Source organism: Variovorax sp. GW822-FHT04E09, assembly GCF_058800845.1.
The window spans coordinates 324701-341508 of sequence record NZ_JBXAMR010000004.1 but is presented as its reverse complement, the minus strand read 5'-3'; the positions used below and the strand labels follow the sequence as shown (position 1 = coordinate 341508).

Sequence of the window (16808 nt, the reverse complement as noted above, 5' to 3'; positions counted from 1 at the left end):
GGAGGTGAACTTTTCCCCATGTCCATCAATGCCATCGAATCCGTCCTGCAGCAGATGCGCGCCACCGCGCTGGCCAGCGGCATGGGGCCCGCGACCTCTGCACCGGCCAGTGCGGGCGGCTTCGCGGCCGAGCTGCAGCGCTCGCTCGCCAACATCAGCGGCGCGCAGCAGCAGGCCTATGCGCAGGCCGAATCGTTCGAGCTGGGCAAGCCCGGCGTGGCGCTCAACGACGTGATGGTCGACCTGCAGAAGGCCAACGTGGCGTTCCAGACCGGGCTGCAGGTGCGCAACCGGCTGGTGACGGCCTATCAGGAAATCATGAGCATGCAGGCATGACGAGGCAGGGGTCGGCAACGTAGAACTTTTTTCGTTGCGACCCTAAAGGTTTGCGGACACCCGCCGATATCCCCTTCAACGATGGCTTGAGTCTCACCGTGGAAGCGGGTCCAGCGTTACGGCCGATGGCCGGAGTCCACAACCTTTTGTCAATCAGGAGTCGAACATGGCGCAAGTCATCAATACGAACAGCCTTTCTCTTCTCACGCAGAACAACCTCAACAAGTCGCAATCGGCCCTGAACACGGCCATCGAGCGCCTGTCGTCCGGCATGCGCATCAACAGCGCCAAGGACGACGCCGCCGGCCAGGCCATCGCCAACCGCTTCACCGCCAACATCAAGGGCCTGACGCAAGCCGCGCGCAACGCCAACGACGGCATCTCGATCGCGCAGACCACCGAAGGCGCGCTGACCGAAGTCAACAACAACCTGCAGCGCATCCGCGACCTGTCGGTGCAAGCCGCCACCGGCACCAACTCGGCCACCGACCTGGACTCGATCCAGTCGGAAATCGGCCAGCGCCTGGACGAAATCAACCGCGTGTCGGAGCAGACCCAGTTCAACGGCGTGAAGGTCCTGTCGGCCAACGCCGGCAAGCTGACGGTGCAAGTGGGCGCGAACGATGGCGAAACCATCGACATCGACCTGCAGGAAATCAGCGCCAAGACCCTGGGCCTGGAAAGCTTCAACGTGAACGGCACGGGCACGCTGAACAAGGCCGCCACCAAGGACGACCTGACGCTGGCTGGCGCTGTCGCCAACGGTGCGCCGGTCAACGGCACGCAGAAGTACGACGTCACGGCCACCAACACGTTGGCCACGCGCTCGCAGCTGCTGGCGGGCGCCAAGGCGGGCGACTCGGTCGTCACCGCAGGTTCCACCTACACCTACGACGCCGCCAAGTCGAAGTTCACCTTCGGTGAAACGGGCCGCACGAACGCCGCCACGATCGCTTCGCTCCAGCCCGCAGCGGGCGCGAGCAAGACCGCCACGGTCACCATCGGCGGCAACTCGCTGGACGTCAAGATCGACAGCGCAGGCACCATCACGGCAACCGACGGCTCCGCGCTGTGGGTGGACACGGCCGGCAACCTGACGCAGAACAATGCGGGCGGTACGGGCACGGCAGCCACGCTGACCAGCCTGACGACCAGCATGGCGTCGGGCACCGGCACGGGCGGCACCATCAAGGTGGGCGGCACGACCTACACGGCCACTGCCGCTGCAGCCAACTTCGACGTGACCGGCGACGAAATCTCGGCCTCCGCGCTTAACGACAAGCTGGCCGCAGGTGCTGGCATCGCCGTGACGGCGGCGACCCTCGGCGGCGTGGCAGGTGTCACGATCGCTGCCAACGGCACGGTGACCGGTGCCTACGTGGGCGCCGACGGCTCGCTCGGCAACTCGCTCACCACCGTGTCGACCTACAGCGTGCACAGCAACGGCGCAGTGACCGACGGCGCTGGCAATGCGGTCTACGCCGATTCGGCCAAGGCTGGCGCCTTCACGCTGAACGCCCGCAGCGGCAAGACCTCGACGGTCGACCCGCTCAAGGCCCTGGACGCCGCCCTGTCGAAGGTCGACAAGCTGCGCTCCTCGCTGGGTGCGGTGCAGAACCGTTTCGACTCGGTGATCGCCAACCTCGGCACCACCATCACCAACCTGTCGTCGTCGCGTTCGCGCATCGAAGACTCGGACTACGCCGTGGAAGTGTCGAACATGACGCGCGCGCAGATCCTGCAGCAGGCCGGTACCTCGGTGCTGGCCCAGGCGAACCAGACCACGCAAGGCGTGCTGTCGCTGCTGCGTTGATTCGCTGAGACCACCGGGCGCCCCTCACAAGGGTGGCGCCCGGCGCCTTGGTTTTTTGCTCGCAGGCCTTCGGGGCGACCCGAAGCCGCCTGCGTTGTCCTGTGCGGCCATGCTCGTGGCGAGGCCGCACAGGACAACGAACTCCAGAAGAAGAACGCAGACCATGTCCCAGCCCGTACCCGCCGCCTCCGCCGTGGAAAGCCCCTGGCTGCAGCAACTGCTTGCCGGCCGAACCGGTGGCGCCGCTGCGGCCGCCGCCGAGGCCACCGCACTGCGCAAGGCCGAGGCCGAGGTCGAAGAGGCGACGCCGGTGCAGATCGAGATGGCGGTGAAGTCCGTCAATGCCTCGCTCGAGAGCCGCTCGATCAGCCTGCAGTTCGAGGTCGACCGCGACACCGACAAGCTCATCGTCAAGGTGGTCGACCGCAGCAACGGCGAAGTCATTCGCCAGATCCCGACCGAAGAGGTCGTTCGCATCGCCAAGGTCATGGACCGGCAGGCCGGGCTTCTGGTGAGCCAGCAAGCCTGATCACGACCCGCCCCAGACCTCTTCATTTCATTCGCATTTCAGGACACCCCCGACATGGCATCGATCAGCAGCATCGGCGTTGGCGCCAACCTTGACCTGGGCGCATTGCTCACCCAGCTGCAGACCGCGGAGAACCAGCCGCTGGTGGCCCTGAAGGCCAAGCAGACCAGCTACAACAGCAAGCTCTCGGCCTACGGCACGCTGCAAAGCGCGCTCACCGGCATCCAGGCGGCCGCCAAGAAGCTGGGCGACCCGGCGCTGTTCCAGGCCATCACCGGCACGCCGAGCGTGAGCGGCATCCTGGCGGCGAGCGGCACCGATCCGCGCTCGGTCGGCACCTATGCCATCGACATCTCGCAGCTCGCGCAGGCGCAGTCGGTCATCGCGAAGGGCCAGGCCAGCACCACCGCCGCGATCGGCAGCGGCAAGATCACCATCGACTTCGGCAAGGTGTCCGGCGGCACGCTGGACCCGGCGACCGGCCAGTACACCGGCGCCACCTTCGACAAGGACGCCACGCGCACGGCCAAGCCGATCACCATCGATGCGACCAACAACACGCTGGGCGGCATCCGCGATGCGATCAACGCGGCCAACGCGGGCGTGTCGGCCACCATCGTGAACGACGGCAGCGGCACGCCCAACCGGCTGGTGCTCACCTCCACGCAGACGGGCGAGGCCTCGGCCATGCGCATCTCGGTGGACGGCGACGCCGCGCTGCAGAACCTGCTGGGCAACGACCCCGCCGGCACGCAGAACCTGAAGCAGACCGCCGCGGCGCAGAACGCCAAGCTCACCGTCAACAACATCGCCGTCACCAGCACGAGCAACTCGGTGACCGACGCCATCCAGGGCACCACGCTCACGCTGGTGCAGACCGGCAAGCTCAACCTGGTGATGAAGGCCAACACGACGTCGGTGAAGACGGCCATCACCGATTTCGTGAAGGCCTACAACGCGCTGCAGAGCACCGCGAAGTCGCTCACGGCCTTCGACACCGACGCCAAGGCCGCCGCGCCGCTGGTGGGCGACTCGACCTTGCGCAACCTGCAGACGCGCATCCGCCAGGCGCTGGTCGCCCCGCAGGTGGGCGGTCCGAACGACCTGAAGGTGCTCACGTCCATCGGCATCTCGTTCCAGAAGGACGGCACGCTGGCGATCGACAACGACAAGCTCGACAAGGCCATCGACACCAACCTGGAGGGCGTGGCGAAGCTGTTCTCCAGCGGCACCGGCAGCACCGCCGGCTACGGCAAGCAGCTGACGGCGCTGGTCGATGACCTCACCGGCACCAAGGGCGCGCTCAAGGTCGCCACCGACGGCGTGACGAGCTCGCTCAAGCAGCTCGACACCCAGTACACCGCGATGAAGGAGCGCGCCGACGCGACGGTGGAGCGCTATCGCAAGCAGTTCGTGCAGCTGGACGTGGCGATGAACAAGATGAACGGCACGCTGAAATACCTCGCGCAGCAGTTCGACGCGATGAACGCCAACAAGGGCTGAGGACAGGAAGCGACATGTACAGCTCTCACCACTCCCGCACCGGTGCCGGCGTCTACGCGCGCGTCGGCGTGGAGACGCGCGCCATGAGCGCGTCGCCGCTGCAACTGATCCACATGCTGTTCGACGGCGCGAAGACCGCCATCGGCGCGGCGCGCCTGCACATGACGGCCGGCGACATCGGCGCCAAGGGGCAGGCGATTTCGAAGGCGATCAACATCGTCGACAACGGCCTGAAGGCCAGCCTCGATGCCGAAGCGGCCGGCGAGGCCGGCGGCGACATCGTCGGCAACCTCTCGTCGCTGTACGACTACGTGGTGCAGCGCCTGCTGCTGGCCAACCTGCGCAACGACGTGCAGGCGCTGGACGAGGCCGACCACCTGCTCGACCACCTGGCGTCCGCCTGGCGCGAGATCGACGACAGGCCCTCCAACTGATGATGCAGAGCGTGACCTGGGGGCAGGAACAGATGGCCGTGCGCAGCGAGATCGTCCATTGCTACGAGCAGCTGGCTGCGTGCATCTCGACGATGCTGGCGCTGGCCCGTGCCAAGGAATGGGGGCAGCTGCCCGAGCTGGAGGCCCGCTGTTCGGCGTCGGTCGAGCGCCTGAAGGCGATCCAGCCGCTGGCGTCGCTGGAGCCCGCGCAGCGCGACCTGGTGCTGCGCCTGCTCGAGCGCATCTGCACCGAGCAGGCCGAGCTGTCGGGGCTCATCAAGCCGCAACTCGACGACCTGATCCGCCGCATGGATTCGCTCAACCACCAGAAGAACCTGGGCAAGGCCTACGGCCTCGCGCACTGACGCGAACCGACAGGACGACACCACCGTGGCCATGCTGGGACTCACCGGACTGATCGATGCACTGAGGGCCGCGCGCCTGACGCCGCCGCTCGACCTGCTCGGCCTGCGGCCGGAGACCACGGTGGGCGCGCCCGGTGCGGCGGTGGCCGTGCCGAAGACGGCGAACGACGTGCGCCTGCCGTCGCGCGCGGCGCTGGACCGGCTGGTGCCCTCGGGCGCGCCCGGTGGCGAGGTGGCTGCGCCTCCTGCCAGCGGTGCGCCGCCTTCGATCGACACCCGCCTGTCGCTGGCCGCGCGCGTGATCGGCGCGGTGCTGGCCGACCTGCAGGCTGTGCCGGGGCCGGTGCGGGGCGAGGCGCCGTTGCTGCTGCCCGTCGCGCGCCAGGGCACGAACACCGTGGCACTCGCGGGCACGCTGGCGCAGACCGTGACGGACAGTGGGCTTTTCTACGAATCGCACCTGGCCGAGTTCGCGGCCGGCACGCGCACGCTCGCGCAGATGGCGCGGGAGCCGCAGGCGCGCTGGGCGAGTCCGGTGATGGTGGCGACGACACCAATGACGGCAGCAGGGCAGGGCGTGCTGGTTGCGGCGACGGCGCTGGCTGCGGTCGATGTTGCGACGCCGCCCGCGCCGAATGCACCGGCGCAGGCCCTGCAGGTCGATGCGCCGGAAGCCGACATCGCGCAAGCAGCGCGTGCGGTTGCGCGCAGCGAAACCGCCGCCGCGCCCGCACCGGATGCGGCGCGCGTGCAGGCGGCCTACGGCCTCTCCGATGCCGCGCCGGAAATGCCCGCGCCCCGCCTCGCAGAACACGCACGCGCTGCAGCCGACGTCACCAGCACGCCGGCCCCGCGCAGCGCCGAAGTGATCCATCCGCAAGCCGTCACCGTCGTGCACCAGCAGCTCGACCTGTTGGCCAGTGCCGCCTTCCGCTGGAGCGGCCAGGCCTGGCCCGAGGTGCCGATGGCATGGACCATCGAGGAAGAGCCCGCCAACCCAAGCGCACGCGAAGGCGAACCCGCCGAGGAAGAAGCCGCGCGCCGCTGGTCGACCACCGTGTCGCTCGTGCTGCCGCGCCTGGGCGAAGTCGACCTGCGCCTGAGCCTCAGCGGCCCGACCGTGCAGGCGCAGCTGCAGGCGCGCGAGTACGCCACCGTGGCCCGCCTGCGCGGCGACGCCGGCCGGCTCGCGCAACGCTTCGAGGCTGTCGGGCTTCAGCTGCAGCAGCTGCAGGTCACAGAGAAGGCGGCGGCATGACCGACGAGCTTCGCAACCGCCACAGCGCCGTCGTGCTCTCGCACGCGGACACGCGCAAGGCCCCCGTCGTCGTCGCCAAGGGCTATGGCGTGGTGGCTGAATCGATCCTGCGCGAGGCGCGCGCGCACGGGCTCTACGTGCATGCGTCGGCCGATCTCGTGAAGCTGCTGATGCAGATCGACCTCGACCGGCAGATCCCGCCGCAGCTGTACCAGGCGGTCGCGGAAGTGATGGCCTGGATTCACCGGCTGGAAGGCGGCGCCGAGGCTGCGGCGCCTTGATCGGCGGTTGTTCTATGGAAAGTCATTGACCTATTGAAAGACCCTGAATAAAGCCGCCGATTAACGCCCGGTGGTCTTCGATAGTCTTTATAAATTCAATTGGTGAGCGGATTACCAATTGCCGGAATACGCATGCTCGTAACAATTGCTTGCGCTCCATGAACGCGCGCCTGCGTCGGGACTGAAACCGCTTCTCCAGAGGGAGTTTCGAAGTTCACCGTTGGCAGTCACGTCAAGACCCTATTACTTTTTGGTCTACTTTGTCTTCGAAGTGTAAATAAGTGTGTATATAATGTATACATGTTGGATGGACGTGCGGAGTCGACATGGAATCGGAAATGGAAGTAGACGTGGAAAATTGCAATGTCAACGCAGGCGGCGTGATTTCGAAGGAAATCGGCGAGATCAATCTGGCCTACATGCTGCTCGCGCAGAAGCTCGTGAAGCGGGACCGGGCGGAAGCCATGTTCCGCCTCGGCGTGGGGCGCGAGCTGGCCGATCTGCTCATGAACATGTCGCTCAGCCAGATCGTGAAGCTGGCCGCGTCCAACTTCCTGCTGTGCAGCTTCCGCCTGGACGACCGGCCGATGTTTGCCGTGGTCGGCGAGGGCAAGGAGCCCGCGCTGCAGCAGGCCCACATGTCGATCCTGATGAGCGCGCGCCAGGCACAAGCCCAGGCCCAGCCGCAGATGCGCAAAGCAGGTTCGGCCAGCGCATGACTGCCAAGAGCATCCTGGGCGAGGTCCGGCAGGTGCAGCTCGCGGTCGAGCTCATCGGCCTGGGTGCGCGCCTGCAGTTCCTGGAGGCCGTGGTCGCGCTCAGTCGCGAGCGCCTGATCCGCCTGTACAAGGAACTCAAGGGCGTCTCGCCGCCCAAGGGCCTGCTGCCGTTCTCCACCGACTGGTACATGACCTGGCTGGCCAACATCCACTCGTCGATGTTCTACAACATCTACCGTTTCATGCGCGACGAGGCCGGCGAGGGCGAGCTGCCCGCGCTCATCAAGGCCTACCGCCTGTACACCGAGCAGGTCGAGTCGCAGGGCAGCGAGGTCGTGCTCGACTTCACGCGCGCCGAGACCATGGTGCGTTTCTTCGACAGCGACATGCTGCAGCTGAGCCCGTGCAGCCGCTGCGGCGGCCACTTCGTGGCGCATGCCCATGACCACAAGCACGGCTACGTGTGCGTGCTGTGCCGCCCGCCTTCGCGCGCGGGCAAGGCGCGCAAGCCCAAGCTCGAACCGGTGCGCCGCGGCGGCCTCATTGCCGGCGGCCCGGTGCTCGACATCGGCGGCGCCGTCTCGTGAAAGTGCCCCGGCGCCCGGCGCGGGTTTTTTGTTTTGGACGCCTCAGGGCATAGGGGAAGCGCGTGCTGGTTCTGGTGGGATATCTGGTGGTGATCGGCGCCGTCTTCGGCGGCTACGGCCTCATGGGCGGGCATTTCGGCGTGCTGTTCCAGCCCGTGGAGCTGCTCATGATCGGCGGCTCCGCGCTCGGCGCGTTCATCGCGGGCAACAACGGCAAGACCATCAAGGCGACCATCCGGGAGTTGCCGCTCCTGCTGCGTTCCTCGAAGCACAACCGCCAGCTCTACATGGACCTGCTGGCGCTGCTGTACGAGCTGCTCGCCAAGGCCCGCAAGGAAGGCATGATGAAACTCGAGTCCGACGTGGAAGCGCCGGAGCAAAGCGAGATCTTCGGCCGCTACCCGACCATCCTGGCGCACGAGGGCATCACCGTGTTCCTGTGCGACTACCTGCGCCTGGTCATCAGCGGCAACACCGACGCCCACGAGATCGAGGCCCTCATGGACCACGAGATCGACACCATCCGCCACGAGGCCGCCGTGCCCGGCCACAGCCTCTCGCGCGTGGGCGACGCGCTGCCCGCGCTGGGCATCGTCGCGGCCGTGATGGGCGTGGTGCATGCGCTGGGCTCGGCCCACCTGCCGCCGTCCGAGATGGGCGCGCTCATCGCGCACGCCATGGTCGGCACCTTCCTGGGCGTGCTGCTGGCCTATGGCTTCGTGTCGCCGCTGGCCTCGCTGATCGAGCAGAAGGTCGAGGAGGGCATGAAGATCTACCAGTGCGCCAAGGTCACGCTGCTGGCCAGCCTGAACGGCTACGCGCCGCAGCTGGCCGTGGAGTTCGGCCGCAAGGTGCTGTTCTCGACCGAGCGCCCCTCGTTCACCGAGCTGGACGACCACGTGCGCGAAGTCAAGGCACGCTGACCCCTTAACGGCCATGAGCGACGCGAAGCCCCGCATCATCATCAAGCGCGCCCACGGCGGCGGGCACGGCGGCGGCCATGCGGGCGGCGGCTGGAAGATCGCCTACGCCGACTTCATGACGGCCATGATGGCCTTCTTCCTCGTGATGTGGCTGCTGTCGATCTCCAGCCCCAAGCAGCGCGAAGGCATTGCCGAGCACTTTCGCATGCCGCTGCGCGTGGCGCTGGCGGGCGGCGACAAGAGCAGCATGAGCACCAGCATGATTCCCGGCGGCGGCGCCGACGTGATGCACGCCGAGGGCGAGGTGCGCCACACCGAGGCCGACAGCGAGGACGCGGCCGACGCCAGCCGCCTGGCCGAGATGAAGAAGAAGCTCGACGAGCTGATCGAGAAGAGCCCGGTGTTCCAGCAGTTCCGCTCGCAGATCCTCATCGACATCACCACCGAAGGCCTGCGCCTGCAGATCGTGGACAGCGAGAACCGTCCGATGTTCGAGCTGGCCAGCGCCCGCGTCGTGCCGCACATGCGCGCCATTCTTCGCGAGCTGGCGCCCGTGCTCAACGGCCTGCCCAACAAGCTCACGCTGTCGGGCCACACCGACGCCATCGTCTACACCAACGACCGTTCGTACGGCAACTGGGAGCTCTCGGCCGACCGCGCCAACGCCTCGCGCCGCGAGCTGGTCACGGGCGGCATGACCGAGGACAAGGTGCTGCGCGTGATCGGCCTGGCCGACAGCATGCACCTGGACCGCGCCGATCCGCGCAACCCCATCAACCGCCGCATCAGCATCATCTTGCTGAACCACCGCACGCAGGAGCGCATCGAGCGCGAGAACAGCAACGACGCCGGCGCCACGCGCATCGGCCTGCCGCCACCGGCCGCGCAGGCGCGCACTGCGGCGGGACACACGGCGGGATAACAAGAACAAGGAAGCGGCTTCGCGCAAGAGTGCGGGCCCCGGAGCACCACAGATGGACCTCAGTCAATTCACCCAGGCCTTCTTCGTCGAAGCCATCGAGCTGCTGGCGGAGATGGAGCAGCTCTTGCTCGACCTCGACGTCGAGGCGCCCGACGGCGAGCAGCTCAACGCCATCTTCCGCGCGGCGCACTCCATCAAAGGCGGCGCGGCCACGTTCGGTTTCACCGCCTTGACCCACACCACGCACGTGCTCGAAACGCTGCTGGACAGGGCCCGCCACGGGCAACTGCACCTGAGCGCTCCGATGATCGATGCCTTTCTGGAAACGAAGGACGCCTTGCAAGAACAACTCACCGCCTACCAGGCCGGCAAGGAGCCGGACGCCGAGAGGGTCGCCCACATCTGCGGCGTGCTGCAGCAGCTGGCGATGGAGAACAATGCCGCCGCCGCACCGGTGCCGGCACCCGCGCCCGCACCGACACCTGTCGTGCAAGCCGCTGCGCCGACCGAGGAAGGCGGCAGCAGCGACGGCGTGCTGGTCGTGCGCTTCGCGCGCCTGTCCGACAGCGAATGCGAGCTGCTCGCTGGCGAGCTGGCCAACCTCGGCACCGTGCTGACGCGCACGCGCAGCAACGACCAGCTGACCGTGCGGCTGGCCACCACCTGCGACCCCGACGACATCGTGGCCGTGTGCTGCTTCGTCATCGACGAATCGCAGATCGACATCACGCGCGAGGTGGCCGACGTTGCCGAACCTGCGGCCGCAGTTGAAGCACCGGTCGTGCAGCCACCCGCCACACCAGCACCGGTCGCCGCCGCGCCCGCGCCTGCCGGCGCCAAGGAATCCAGCTCCATCCGCGTCGACGTCGAGAAGGTCGACCAGCTCATCAACCTTGTGGGCGAGCTCGTCATCACGCAGTCGATGCTCACGCAGGCCGCGACGGTGCTCGACCCCGTGGCCTACGAGCGCTTCCTGAGCGGCCTGGGCCACCTGGAGCGCAACGCGCGCGACCTGCAGGAATCGGTGATGTCGATCCGCATGATGCCGATGGACTACGTGTTCAGCCGCTTCCCGCGCGTGATCCGCGACGTGAGCGCCAAGCTGGGCAAGCAGGTGCGCCTGGACACCTACGGCAAGGAGACCGAGCTCGACAAGGGGCTCATCGAACGCATCGTCGATCCGCTCACGCACCTCGTGCGCAACAGCCTGGACCACGGCATCGAGGCCCCCGAGGTGCGCCTGGCCAAGGGCAAGGACGCCACCGGCCAGCTGCTGCTGTCGGCGCAGCACCACGGCGGCAACATCGTGATCGAGGTGAGCGACGACGGCGCGGGCCTGAACCGCGAGCGCATCCTCGACAAGGCGCGCCAGCAGGGCCTGCCGGTGAACGACGCCATGCCCGACGAAGAGGTGTGGCAGCTGATCTTCGCGCCCGGCTTCTCCACCGCCGAGCAGGTGACCGACATCTCGGGGCGCGGCGTGGGCATGGACGTGGTCAAGCGCAACATCCAGGAGATGGGCGGCCATGTGGAGATCCATTCGCGCGGCGGGCAGGGCACGTCGACGCGCATCGTGCTGCCGCTCACGCTGGCCATCCTCAACGGCATGTCGGTGCGCGTGGGCAGCGAGGCCTACATCCTGCCGCTGAGCTACGTGATCGAGTCGCTGCAGCCGCTGCCCGAGCACCTGCATTCCATCACCGCCGACGGCCATGTGATCCGCGTGCGCGGCGAGTACCTGCCGCTCATCGAGCTGCACCGCGTGTTCGACGTGGCCGGCGCGCAGACGCAGCCCACGCAAGGCATCCTGGTGATCGTGCAGGCCGACGACAGCCGCTTCGCGCTGCTGGTCGACGAGCTGCTCGGCCAGCACCAGGTGGTGGTGAAGAACCTGGAGACCAACTACCGCAAGGTGCCGGGCATCTCGGCCGCCACCATCGTGGGCGACGGCAGCGTGGCCTTCATCGTCGACGTGGGCGCGATGCCGCGCATCCAGCGCGCGCAGGCCGCCAGCGCGGCGGCCCTGGCGGGCGCCGCGCGCCGCACCGACGCGTTGGCGTCCTGATCCCGACGCGAGGGACGGCCGCATGAGGTTCGATTTCTTCCGGCGCCCCGGCGTCGACGGCAACGGCGCGCAAGCCGACACAACGCCTGCCATCACGCCCGCAGTCGGTGCCGACGGCCACGTGGCCTACGCCATGCTGCTCGACGGCAAGCGCCGCGTGGTCGGCTACCGCATGGCCTGGCGCGCGGCCGGGCAGGGCACCGACGCGGGTGCTGCCGCGGGCGTCAAGGCGCTCATGGACACGCTGGGCCTGCACCTGAACCCCGGCGGCCACGGCTGGCTGCTGGGCGGGCAGATGGTGTTCGTCGACGTCACGGTCGATGCGCTGTTCCAGAGCGAGCTGCAGTCGCTGCCGCCGCGCAACGTCGTGCTGTGCATGAAGGCCGACGAGCTGATGGACGCCGACATGCGCTCCATCCTGCTGTTCCTGCGCGAGCAGGGCTTCGGCTTCATGCTGTGCGGCGGCGTCGCGCTGCCGGACGACGACGAGCTGCGCGCCATCGTCACGCACCGCGAGGTACTGCCCTCCCAGCTGGCGGATGTGTCGCCCGCCGGCCCGGCGCCCATCGCCGCGCGCGTGGCGAACTGGGCCGAGTTCGAGGCCTGCGCCGCGCGCGGCGTGCAGGTCTTCGTCGACGGCGCCGTGCGCCTGCCGCCGGCGCGCGACAGCGCCGATGCGCTGCAGCCCGAGTCGCAGCTCATCGTGCACCTGATGCAGATGATCCTGCGCAACGAGGACGTGCGCGCCATCGAGGGCGCGCTCAAGCACGACGCCGCGCTCACCTACCGGCTGCTGCGCTACATCAACTCGCCCTCGGTCGGGTTGGCGGTCGAGATCCACTCGCTGCGCCATGCGGTCGCCATGCTGGGCTACTCGCCGCTGTACCGCTGGCTGTCGCTGCTGCTGGCCACCAGCAACAAGGTCAGCTCGCCCTTCATGATGAAGAAGGCCATCCTGCGTGGCCGCTTTGTCGAGCTGATGGGGCAGGGCATGCTGCCGCCCAGCGAGGCCGACAACCTGTTCGTCGCGGGCATGTTCTCGCTGCTCGACCAGCTGCTGGGCGTGCCGATGGAAGGCGTGTTGCGCAAGGTGCAGCTCACCGAGGCGGTGCAGCAGGCGATTCTGTCGCGCAGCGGCGTCTACGGCCCCTTCGTGGCGCTGGCCGAAAGCTGCGAGACCGACGACGGTCGCGCGGCGCGGCTGTCGGAGGCGCTATTCTTGAGCGCTGCGCAGGTCAATGCCGCGCAGCTGTCGGCGCTGGTGTGGGCGCTCGACGCCGGCCCCGCCGTGACCGCGCCACCCGCCTGACCCCCGGAAATGCAAGGCTTTTGCGCGTCTGATCGGCCGATTGGAAACGGCGGTTTCCGTGACCATTGAAAGTCACGCTTCCAGGCTGGCTGTGACGACCGAGTTCCACTTTACCGACCACGACTTCTCCAGAATCCGGACCCTCATCCATCGCCGCGCCGGCATCGCCCTGGGCGAGCAGAAGCGGCAGATGGTGTACAGCCGGCTGTCGCGGCGCCTGCGCGAGCTGCAGCTGCCGGCGTTCGCGCCGTACCTGGACCAGCTCGAGGCGCGCCACGACGGCGACGAGTGGCAGCTGTTCATCAACGCGCTCACCACCAACCTGACCTCGTTCTTTCGCGAGGCGCACCACTTTCCCACGCTGGCCGACCATGTGCGCAAGCGCCCGGGCCCGGTTACCGTGTGGTGCGCCGCCGCCTCGACGGGCGAGGAGCCGTACTCGATCGCCATCACGCTGATGGAAGCGCTGGGCGAGCGCGCCGGCTCGGCCCGCGTCATCGCCAGCGACATCGACACGGCCGTGCTGGCCAAGGCCGCGACCGGCGTCTTCACCACCGAGCAGGTGCGGCGCCTGTCGCCCGAGCGGCTGCGGCGCTTCTTCAACAAGGGCACCGGCACCAACGCCGGCAAGGTGCGCGTGCGCCCCGAGGTCGCCACGCTGGTGAAGTTCTCGCGCGTCAACCTGCTGGACAGCGCCTGGTCGGTGAAGGAGCCGGTGGACGCGATCTTCTGCCGCAACGTGATGATCTATTTCGACAAGCCGACGCAGAAGAAGGTGCTCGACCGCTTCGCGCCGCTGCTCAAGCCGGGCGGCCTGCTGTTCGCCGGGCACTCCGAGAACGCCTCGCTCGTCAACCCGGCCTTCCGGCCGCTGGGGCAGACGGTGTACGAGCTGTCGCGCACGCCGGGCCTCGCATGAGCCTGGCGAGCCACCACTACTTCGACCGCGATGTCGGGCGCATGGCCGTCAAGCTGCTGCCTTCCGAGTACTACGTGACCACCGACCACACCGTGCTGAGCACCGTGCTCGGCTCCTGCGTGGCCGCCTGCCTGCACGACGCGCAGGCCGGCGTGGCCGGCATGAACCACTTCATGCTGCCCGACGACGGCGAGCCCGGTGGCGGCTCGATGCGCTACGGCGCCTACGCCATGGACGTGCTGGTGCGCGAACTGGTGCGCGCGGGTGCGCGGCGCGAACGGCTGCAGGCCAAGGTGTTCGGCGGCGGCGCTGTGCTGGCCGGCATGACCACGCTCAACATCGGCGACCGCAATGCCGACTTCGTGCTGCGCTACCTGGAGGCGGAACGCATCGAAGTGGCGGCGCAGGACCTGCGCGGACCGCACGCGCGCCGCGTGTGCTTCCTGCCCGAGAGCGGCAAGGCCGTGGTGCGCCGCCTGCGCGCGCAGACCGAGGTGCTGCGGGTGCGCCGCGACGAAGGCGAGCTGCTGCGCCGGCTGTCGGTGCCCGCGGCGCCGCACGAGATCGACAGAACCAAAGGAAGCCGGTGAGCCTGCCAAGCAAGAAAAAGATCAAGGTGCTCTGCGTCGACGATTCGGCGCTGATCCGCAGCGTGATGAGCGAGATCATCAACAGCCAGAGCGACATGACCGTGGTCGGCACCGCGGCCGACCCGCTGGTGGCGCGCGACCTCATCAAGGTCACCAACCCCGACGTGCTCACGCTCGACGTGGAAATGCCGCGCATGGACGGGCTGGAGTTTCTCGAGAAGCTCATGCGCCTGCGGCCGATGCCGGTGGTCATGGTGTCGTCGCTCACCGAGCGCGGCTCGGAGATCGCGCTGCGCGCGCTGGAGCTGGGCGCCATCGACTTCGTGACCAAGCCGCGCCTGGGCGTGCGCGACGGCCTGCTCAACTACACCGAGCTCATCGCCGGCAAGATCCGCACGGCCGCCAGCGCACGGCTGCTGCCCGCGCGCCCAGCGGCCACGGCGGCGCGGCCCGCCCACGAGGCCGCGCCCGAGGCGCTGCTGCGCAGCCCGCTGCTGAGCACCGAGAAGCTGCTCATCATCGGCGCCTCCACCGGCGGCACCGAGGCCATCCGCGAGGTGCTGCAGCCGCTGCCGCCCGACGCGCCGGCGGTGCTCATCGCGCAGCACATGCCGGCCGGCTTCACGCGCTCCTTCGCACAGCGCCTGGACGGCCTGTGCCGCATCCGCGTGAAGGAGGCGGAGCAGGGCGAGCGCGTGCTGCCGGGCCATGCCTACATCGCGCCGGGCGGCTTTCACCTGTCGCTGGCGCGCAGCGGCGCCAACTACGTGGCGCACCTGGACCAGGAGCCGCCCGTGAACCGCCACCGGCCGTCGATCGACGTGCTGTTCGATTCGGCCGCGAAGCACGCGGGCAAGAACGCCATCGGGATCATCCTCACCGGCATGGGCAAGGACGGCGCCGAGGGCCTCTTGCGCATGCGGCGCGCGGGCGCGCACACGCTGGCGCAGGACGAGGCCAGCTGCGTGGTCTTCGGCATGCCGCGCGAGGCGGTGGCGCTGGGCGCGGTGGACGAGGTGTCGCCGCTGAACGAGATCAGTCGCCGCGTGATGGCGCACCTTCGCACGTTCGGTGAACGTGCGAACCGGGTATGACGAGTTTGAACAACGACCTGTGGAGCTGGAAAAAATCGTGATCGACAAGAGCATCAAGATCCTGGTGGTGGATGACTTCCCGACCATGCGGCGCATCGTGCGCAACCTGTTGAAGGAGCTGGAGTTCCTCAACGTCGACGAGGCCGAGGACGGCGTGGCCGGCCTGGAGAAGCTGCGCGGCGGCAGCTTCGGCTTCGTGGTGTCCGACTGGAACATGCCGAACATGGACGGCCTGACCATGCTGCAGACCATCCGCGCCGACCCCGAGCTGAAGACGCTGCCGGTGCTGATGGTCACGGCCGAGGCCAAGAAGGAAAACATCGTCGCGGCCGCGCAGGCCGGCGCCAACGGCTACGTGGTGAAGCCTTTCACCGCGGCGACGCTGGAAGAGAAGATCACCAAGATCTTCGAGAAGCTGGCCAAGGCATGAGCCAGGACACCGCCGGCGCGGCAGACGCCACCAACAACACCACCGAGGAACTGCTGGGCCGCATCGGCCACCTCACGCGCCAGCTGCGCGAAGGCCTGCGCGAGCTGGGCCTGGACAAGCAGGTGGCCAAGGCCGCGCAGGCCATCCCCGATGCGCGCGACCGCCTCAACTACGTGGCGGCCACCACCGAACGCGCGGCGCACCGCGCGCTCAACGCCATCGACGTCGCGCAGCCGCTGCAGGAAGCCCTGGCCACCGACGCCAAGGCCTTGACGCAGCGCTGGGACCAGTGGTTCGAGAACCCGATCGAACTCGACCAGGCGCGCGAGCTCGTGCTGGACACGCGCGGCTACCTGAACGACGTGCCCCAGCGCGCCAGCGCCATCAACACGCAGCTCATGGAGATCCTGATGGCGCAGGACTTCCAGGACCTCACCGGCCAGGTCATCAAGAAGATGATGGAAGTCGTCAACGACGTCGAGACGCAGCTGCTGCAGGTGCTCATCGACAACTCGCCGCCCGAGAAGCGCCACGAGGCCGTGCAGAGCCTGCAGAACGGGCCGCAGGTGAAGGCCGGCAACCCCGACGCCGTGACCGACCAGGCGCAGGTCGACGACCTGCTCGAAAGCCTCGGTTTCTGAGCCGCTTGCAGGCCGCTTGATTGGCCGAATTGCAGGGCGATACCGGCCCTGATCGGCAGATTGTTCCGCACCACCGGATCCAATAATTTG

At 68.1% G+C, this 16808-nt stretch carries 19 protein-coding genes; all 19 read left to right on the top strand.

The features are described from left to right. The first annotated feature begins 18 nt into the window (after positions 1-18). The 19 genes from fliE to cheZ all read left to right on the top strand — a co-directional run bounded on the left by fliE (position 19) and on the right by cheZ (position 16718). A complete protein-coding gene (gene fliE, locus AC1RL8_RS18590; protein ID WP_492685889.1) occupies positions 19-336 on the top strand; it encodes a flagellar hook-basal body complex protein FliE in 318 nt (105 codons plus the stop codon). Positions 337-502: 166 nt separating this feature from the next. After that, on the top strand, positions 503-2149 hold the full coding sequence (locus AC1RL8_RS18585; protein ID WP_062469352.1) for a FliC/FljB family flagellin: 1647 nt from the start codon (positions 503-505) through the stop codon (positions 2147-2149). A gap of 163 nt (positions 2150-2312) precedes the next feature. Then, positions 2313-2678, top strand: coding sequence for a flagellar protein FlaG (locus tag AC1RL8_RS18580; RefSeq protein WP_139700351.1), 366 nt, complete (start codon positions 2313-2315; stop codon positions 2676-2678). 54 nt (positions 2679-2732) lie between these two features. Next, positions 2733-4181 (top strand): flagellar filament capping protein FliD, encoded by a 1449-nt coding sequence (gene fliD, locus AC1RL8_RS18575; RefSeq protein ID WP_492685890.1) that lies wholly within the window; start codon positions 2733-2735, stop codon positions 4179-4181. Between the two features lie 14 nt (positions 4182-4195). Continuing rightward, on the top strand, positions 4196-4615 hold the full coding sequence (gene fliS, locus AC1RL8_RS18570; protein ID WP_492685891.1) for a flagellar export chaperone FliS: 420 nt from the start codon (positions 4196-4198) through the stop codon (positions 4613-4615). Then, the gene (locus tag AC1RL8_RS18565) at positions 4615-4980 is read left to right on the top strand and encodes a flagellar protein FliT (RefSeq protein WP_223301366.1); all 366 of its coding nucleotides are present in this window, start codon (positions 4615-4617) and stop codon (positions 4978-4980) included. The genes fliS and AC1RL8_RS18565 overlap by 1 nt, the downstream gene beginning before the upstream one ends. Positions 4981-5011: 31 nt before the next feature. After that, entirely contained in the window at positions 5012-6238 is a 1227-nt protein-coding gene (gene fliK, locus AC1RL8_RS18560) for a flagellar hook-length control protein FliK (protein WP_492686127.1), read from the top strand. After that, entirely contained in the window at positions 6235-6519 is a 285-nt protein-coding gene (locus tag AC1RL8_RS18555) for an EscU/YscU/HrcU family type III secretion system export apparatus switch protein (RefSeq protein ID WP_492685892.1), read from the top strand. The genes fliK and AC1RL8_RS18555 overlap by 4 nt, the downstream gene beginning before the upstream one ends. A gap of 350 nt (positions 6520-6869) precedes the next feature. After that, positions 6870-7238, top strand: coding sequence for a flagellar transcriptional regulator FlhD (gene flhD / locus AC1RL8_RS18550; RefSeq protein ID WP_370680118.1), 369 nt, complete (start codon positions 6870-6872; stop codon positions 7236-7238). Next, on the top strand, positions 7235-7825 hold the full coding sequence (gene flhC, locus AC1RL8_RS18545) for a flagellar transcriptional regulator FlhC (RefSeq protein WP_062469371.1): 591 nt from the start codon (positions 7235-7237) through the stop codon (positions 7823-7825). The genes flhD and flhC overlap by 4 nt, the downstream gene beginning before the upstream one ends. 62 nt (positions 7826-7887) lie before the next feature. Beyond that, positions 7888-8748, top strand: coding sequence for a flagellar motor stator protein MotA (gene motA, locus AC1RL8_RS18540; RefSeq protein ID WP_070061563.1), 861 nt, complete (start codon positions 7888-7890; stop codon positions 8746-8748). A 13-nt stretch (positions 8749-8761) separates the two neighbouring features. Then, positions 8762-9670 carry a flagellar motor protein MotB gene (gene motB / locus AC1RL8_RS18535; RefSeq protein ID WP_062469377.1) on the top strand — a complete coding sequence of 303 codons (909 nt, stop codon included), beginning with the start codon at positions 8762-8764 and terminating at the stop codon, positions 9668-9670. A 52-nt stretch (positions 9671-9722) separates the two neighbouring features. After that, entirely contained in the window at positions 9723-11735 is a 2013-nt protein-coding gene (gene cheA, locus AC1RL8_RS18530; RefSeq protein WP_492685893.1) for a chemotaxis protein CheA, read from the top strand. Between the two features lie 22 nt (positions 11736-11757). Beyond that, a complete protein-coding gene (locus tag AC1RL8_RS18525) occupies positions 11758-13044 on the top strand; it encodes an EAL and HDOD domain-containing protein (protein WP_492685894.1) in 1287 nt (428 codons plus the stop codon). Positions 13045-13102: 58 nt separating this feature from the next. Continuing rightward, positions 13103-13963, top strand: a complete 861-nt coding sequence (locus AC1RL8_RS18520) for a CheR family methyltransferase (RefSeq protein WP_260685006.1) — start codon at positions 13103-13105, stop codon at positions 13961-13963. After that, entirely contained in the window at positions 13960-14553 is a 594-nt protein-coding gene (gene cheD / locus AC1RL8_RS18515) for a chemoreceptor glutamine deamidase CheD (RefSeq protein WP_095946640.1), read from the top strand. The genes AC1RL8_RS18520 and cheD overlap by 4 nt, the downstream gene beginning before the upstream one ends. A gap of 2 nt (positions 14554-14555) precedes the next feature. Then, positions 14556-15647, top strand: coding sequence for a protein-glutamate methylesterase/protein-glutamine glutaminase (locus tag AC1RL8_RS18510; protein WP_083259225.1), 1092 nt, complete (start codon positions 14556-14558; stop codon positions 15645-15647). 37 nt (positions 15648-15684) lie between these two features. Beyond that, positions 15685-16077, top strand: a complete 393-nt coding sequence (gene cheY, locus AC1RL8_RS18505) for a chemotaxis response regulator CheY (RefSeq protein WP_056582361.1) — start codon at positions 15685-15687, stop codon at positions 16075-16077. Continuing rightward, complete coding sequence (cheZ, locus tag AC1RL8_RS18500) at positions 16074-16718, top strand: protein phosphatase CheZ (RefSeq protein ID WP_307586336.1); 645 nt, start codon at positions 16074-16076, stop codon at positions 16716-16718. Before cheY ends, cheZ begins: the two co-directional genes overlap by 4 nt. Positions 16719-16808 lie beyond the last annotated feature (90 nt).

Bases quoted from the DNA above. Each gene is read 5' to 3' on its own strand.
- fliE (WP_492685889.1), top strand. From the start codon at position 19: ATGTCCATCAATGCCATCGAATCCGTCCTGCAGCAGATGCGCGCCACC.
- AC1RL8_RS18585 (WP_062469352.1), top strand. From the start codon at position 503: ATGGCGCAAGTCATCAATACGAACAGCCTTTCTCTTCTCACGCAGAAC.
- AC1RL8_RS18580 (WP_139700351.1), top strand. From the start codon at position 2,313: ATGTCCCAGCCCGTACCCGCCGCCTCCGCCGTGGAAAGCCCCTGGCTG.
- fliD (WP_492685890.1), top strand. From the start codon at position 2,733: ATGGCATCGATCAGCAGCATCGGCGTTGGCGCCAACCTTGACCTGGGC.
- fliS (WP_492685891.1), top strand. From the start codon at position 4,196: ATGTACAGCTCTCACCACTCCCGCACCGGTGCCGGCGTCTACGCGCGC.
- AC1RL8_RS18565 (WP_223301366.1), top strand. From the start codon at position 4,615: ATGATGCAGAGCGTGACCTGGGGGCAGGAACAGATGGCCGTGCGCAGC.
- fliK (WP_492686127.1), top strand. From the start codon at position 5,012: ATGCTGGGACTCACCGGACTGATCGATGCACTGAGGGCCGCGCGCCTG.
- AC1RL8_RS18555 (WP_492685892.1), top strand. From the start codon at position 6,235: ATGACCGACGAGCTTCGCAACCGCCACAGCGCCGTCGTGCTCTCGCAC.
- flhC (WP_062469371.1), top strand. From the start codon at position 7,235: ATGACTGCCAAGAGCATCCTGGGCGAGGTCCGGCAGGTGCAGCTCGCG.
- motB (WP_062469377.1), top strand. From the start codon at position 8,762: ATGAGCGACGCGAAGCCCCGCATCATCATCAAGCGCGCCCACGGCGGC.
- cheA (WP_492685893.1), top strand. From the start codon at position 9,723: ATGGACCTCAGTCAATTCACCCAGGCCTTCTTCGTCGAAGCCATCGAG.
- AC1RL8_RS18525 (WP_492685894.1), top strand. From the start codon at position 11,758: ATGAGGTTCGATTTCTTCCGGCGCCCCGGCGTCGACGGCAACGGCGCG.
- cheD (WP_095946640.1), top strand. From the start codon at position 13,960: ATGAGCCTGGCGAGCCACCACTACTTCGACCGCGATGTCGGGCGCATG.
- cheZ (WP_307586336.1), top strand. From the start codon at position 16,074: ATGAGCCAGGACACCGCCGGCGCGGCAGACGCCACCAACAACACCACC.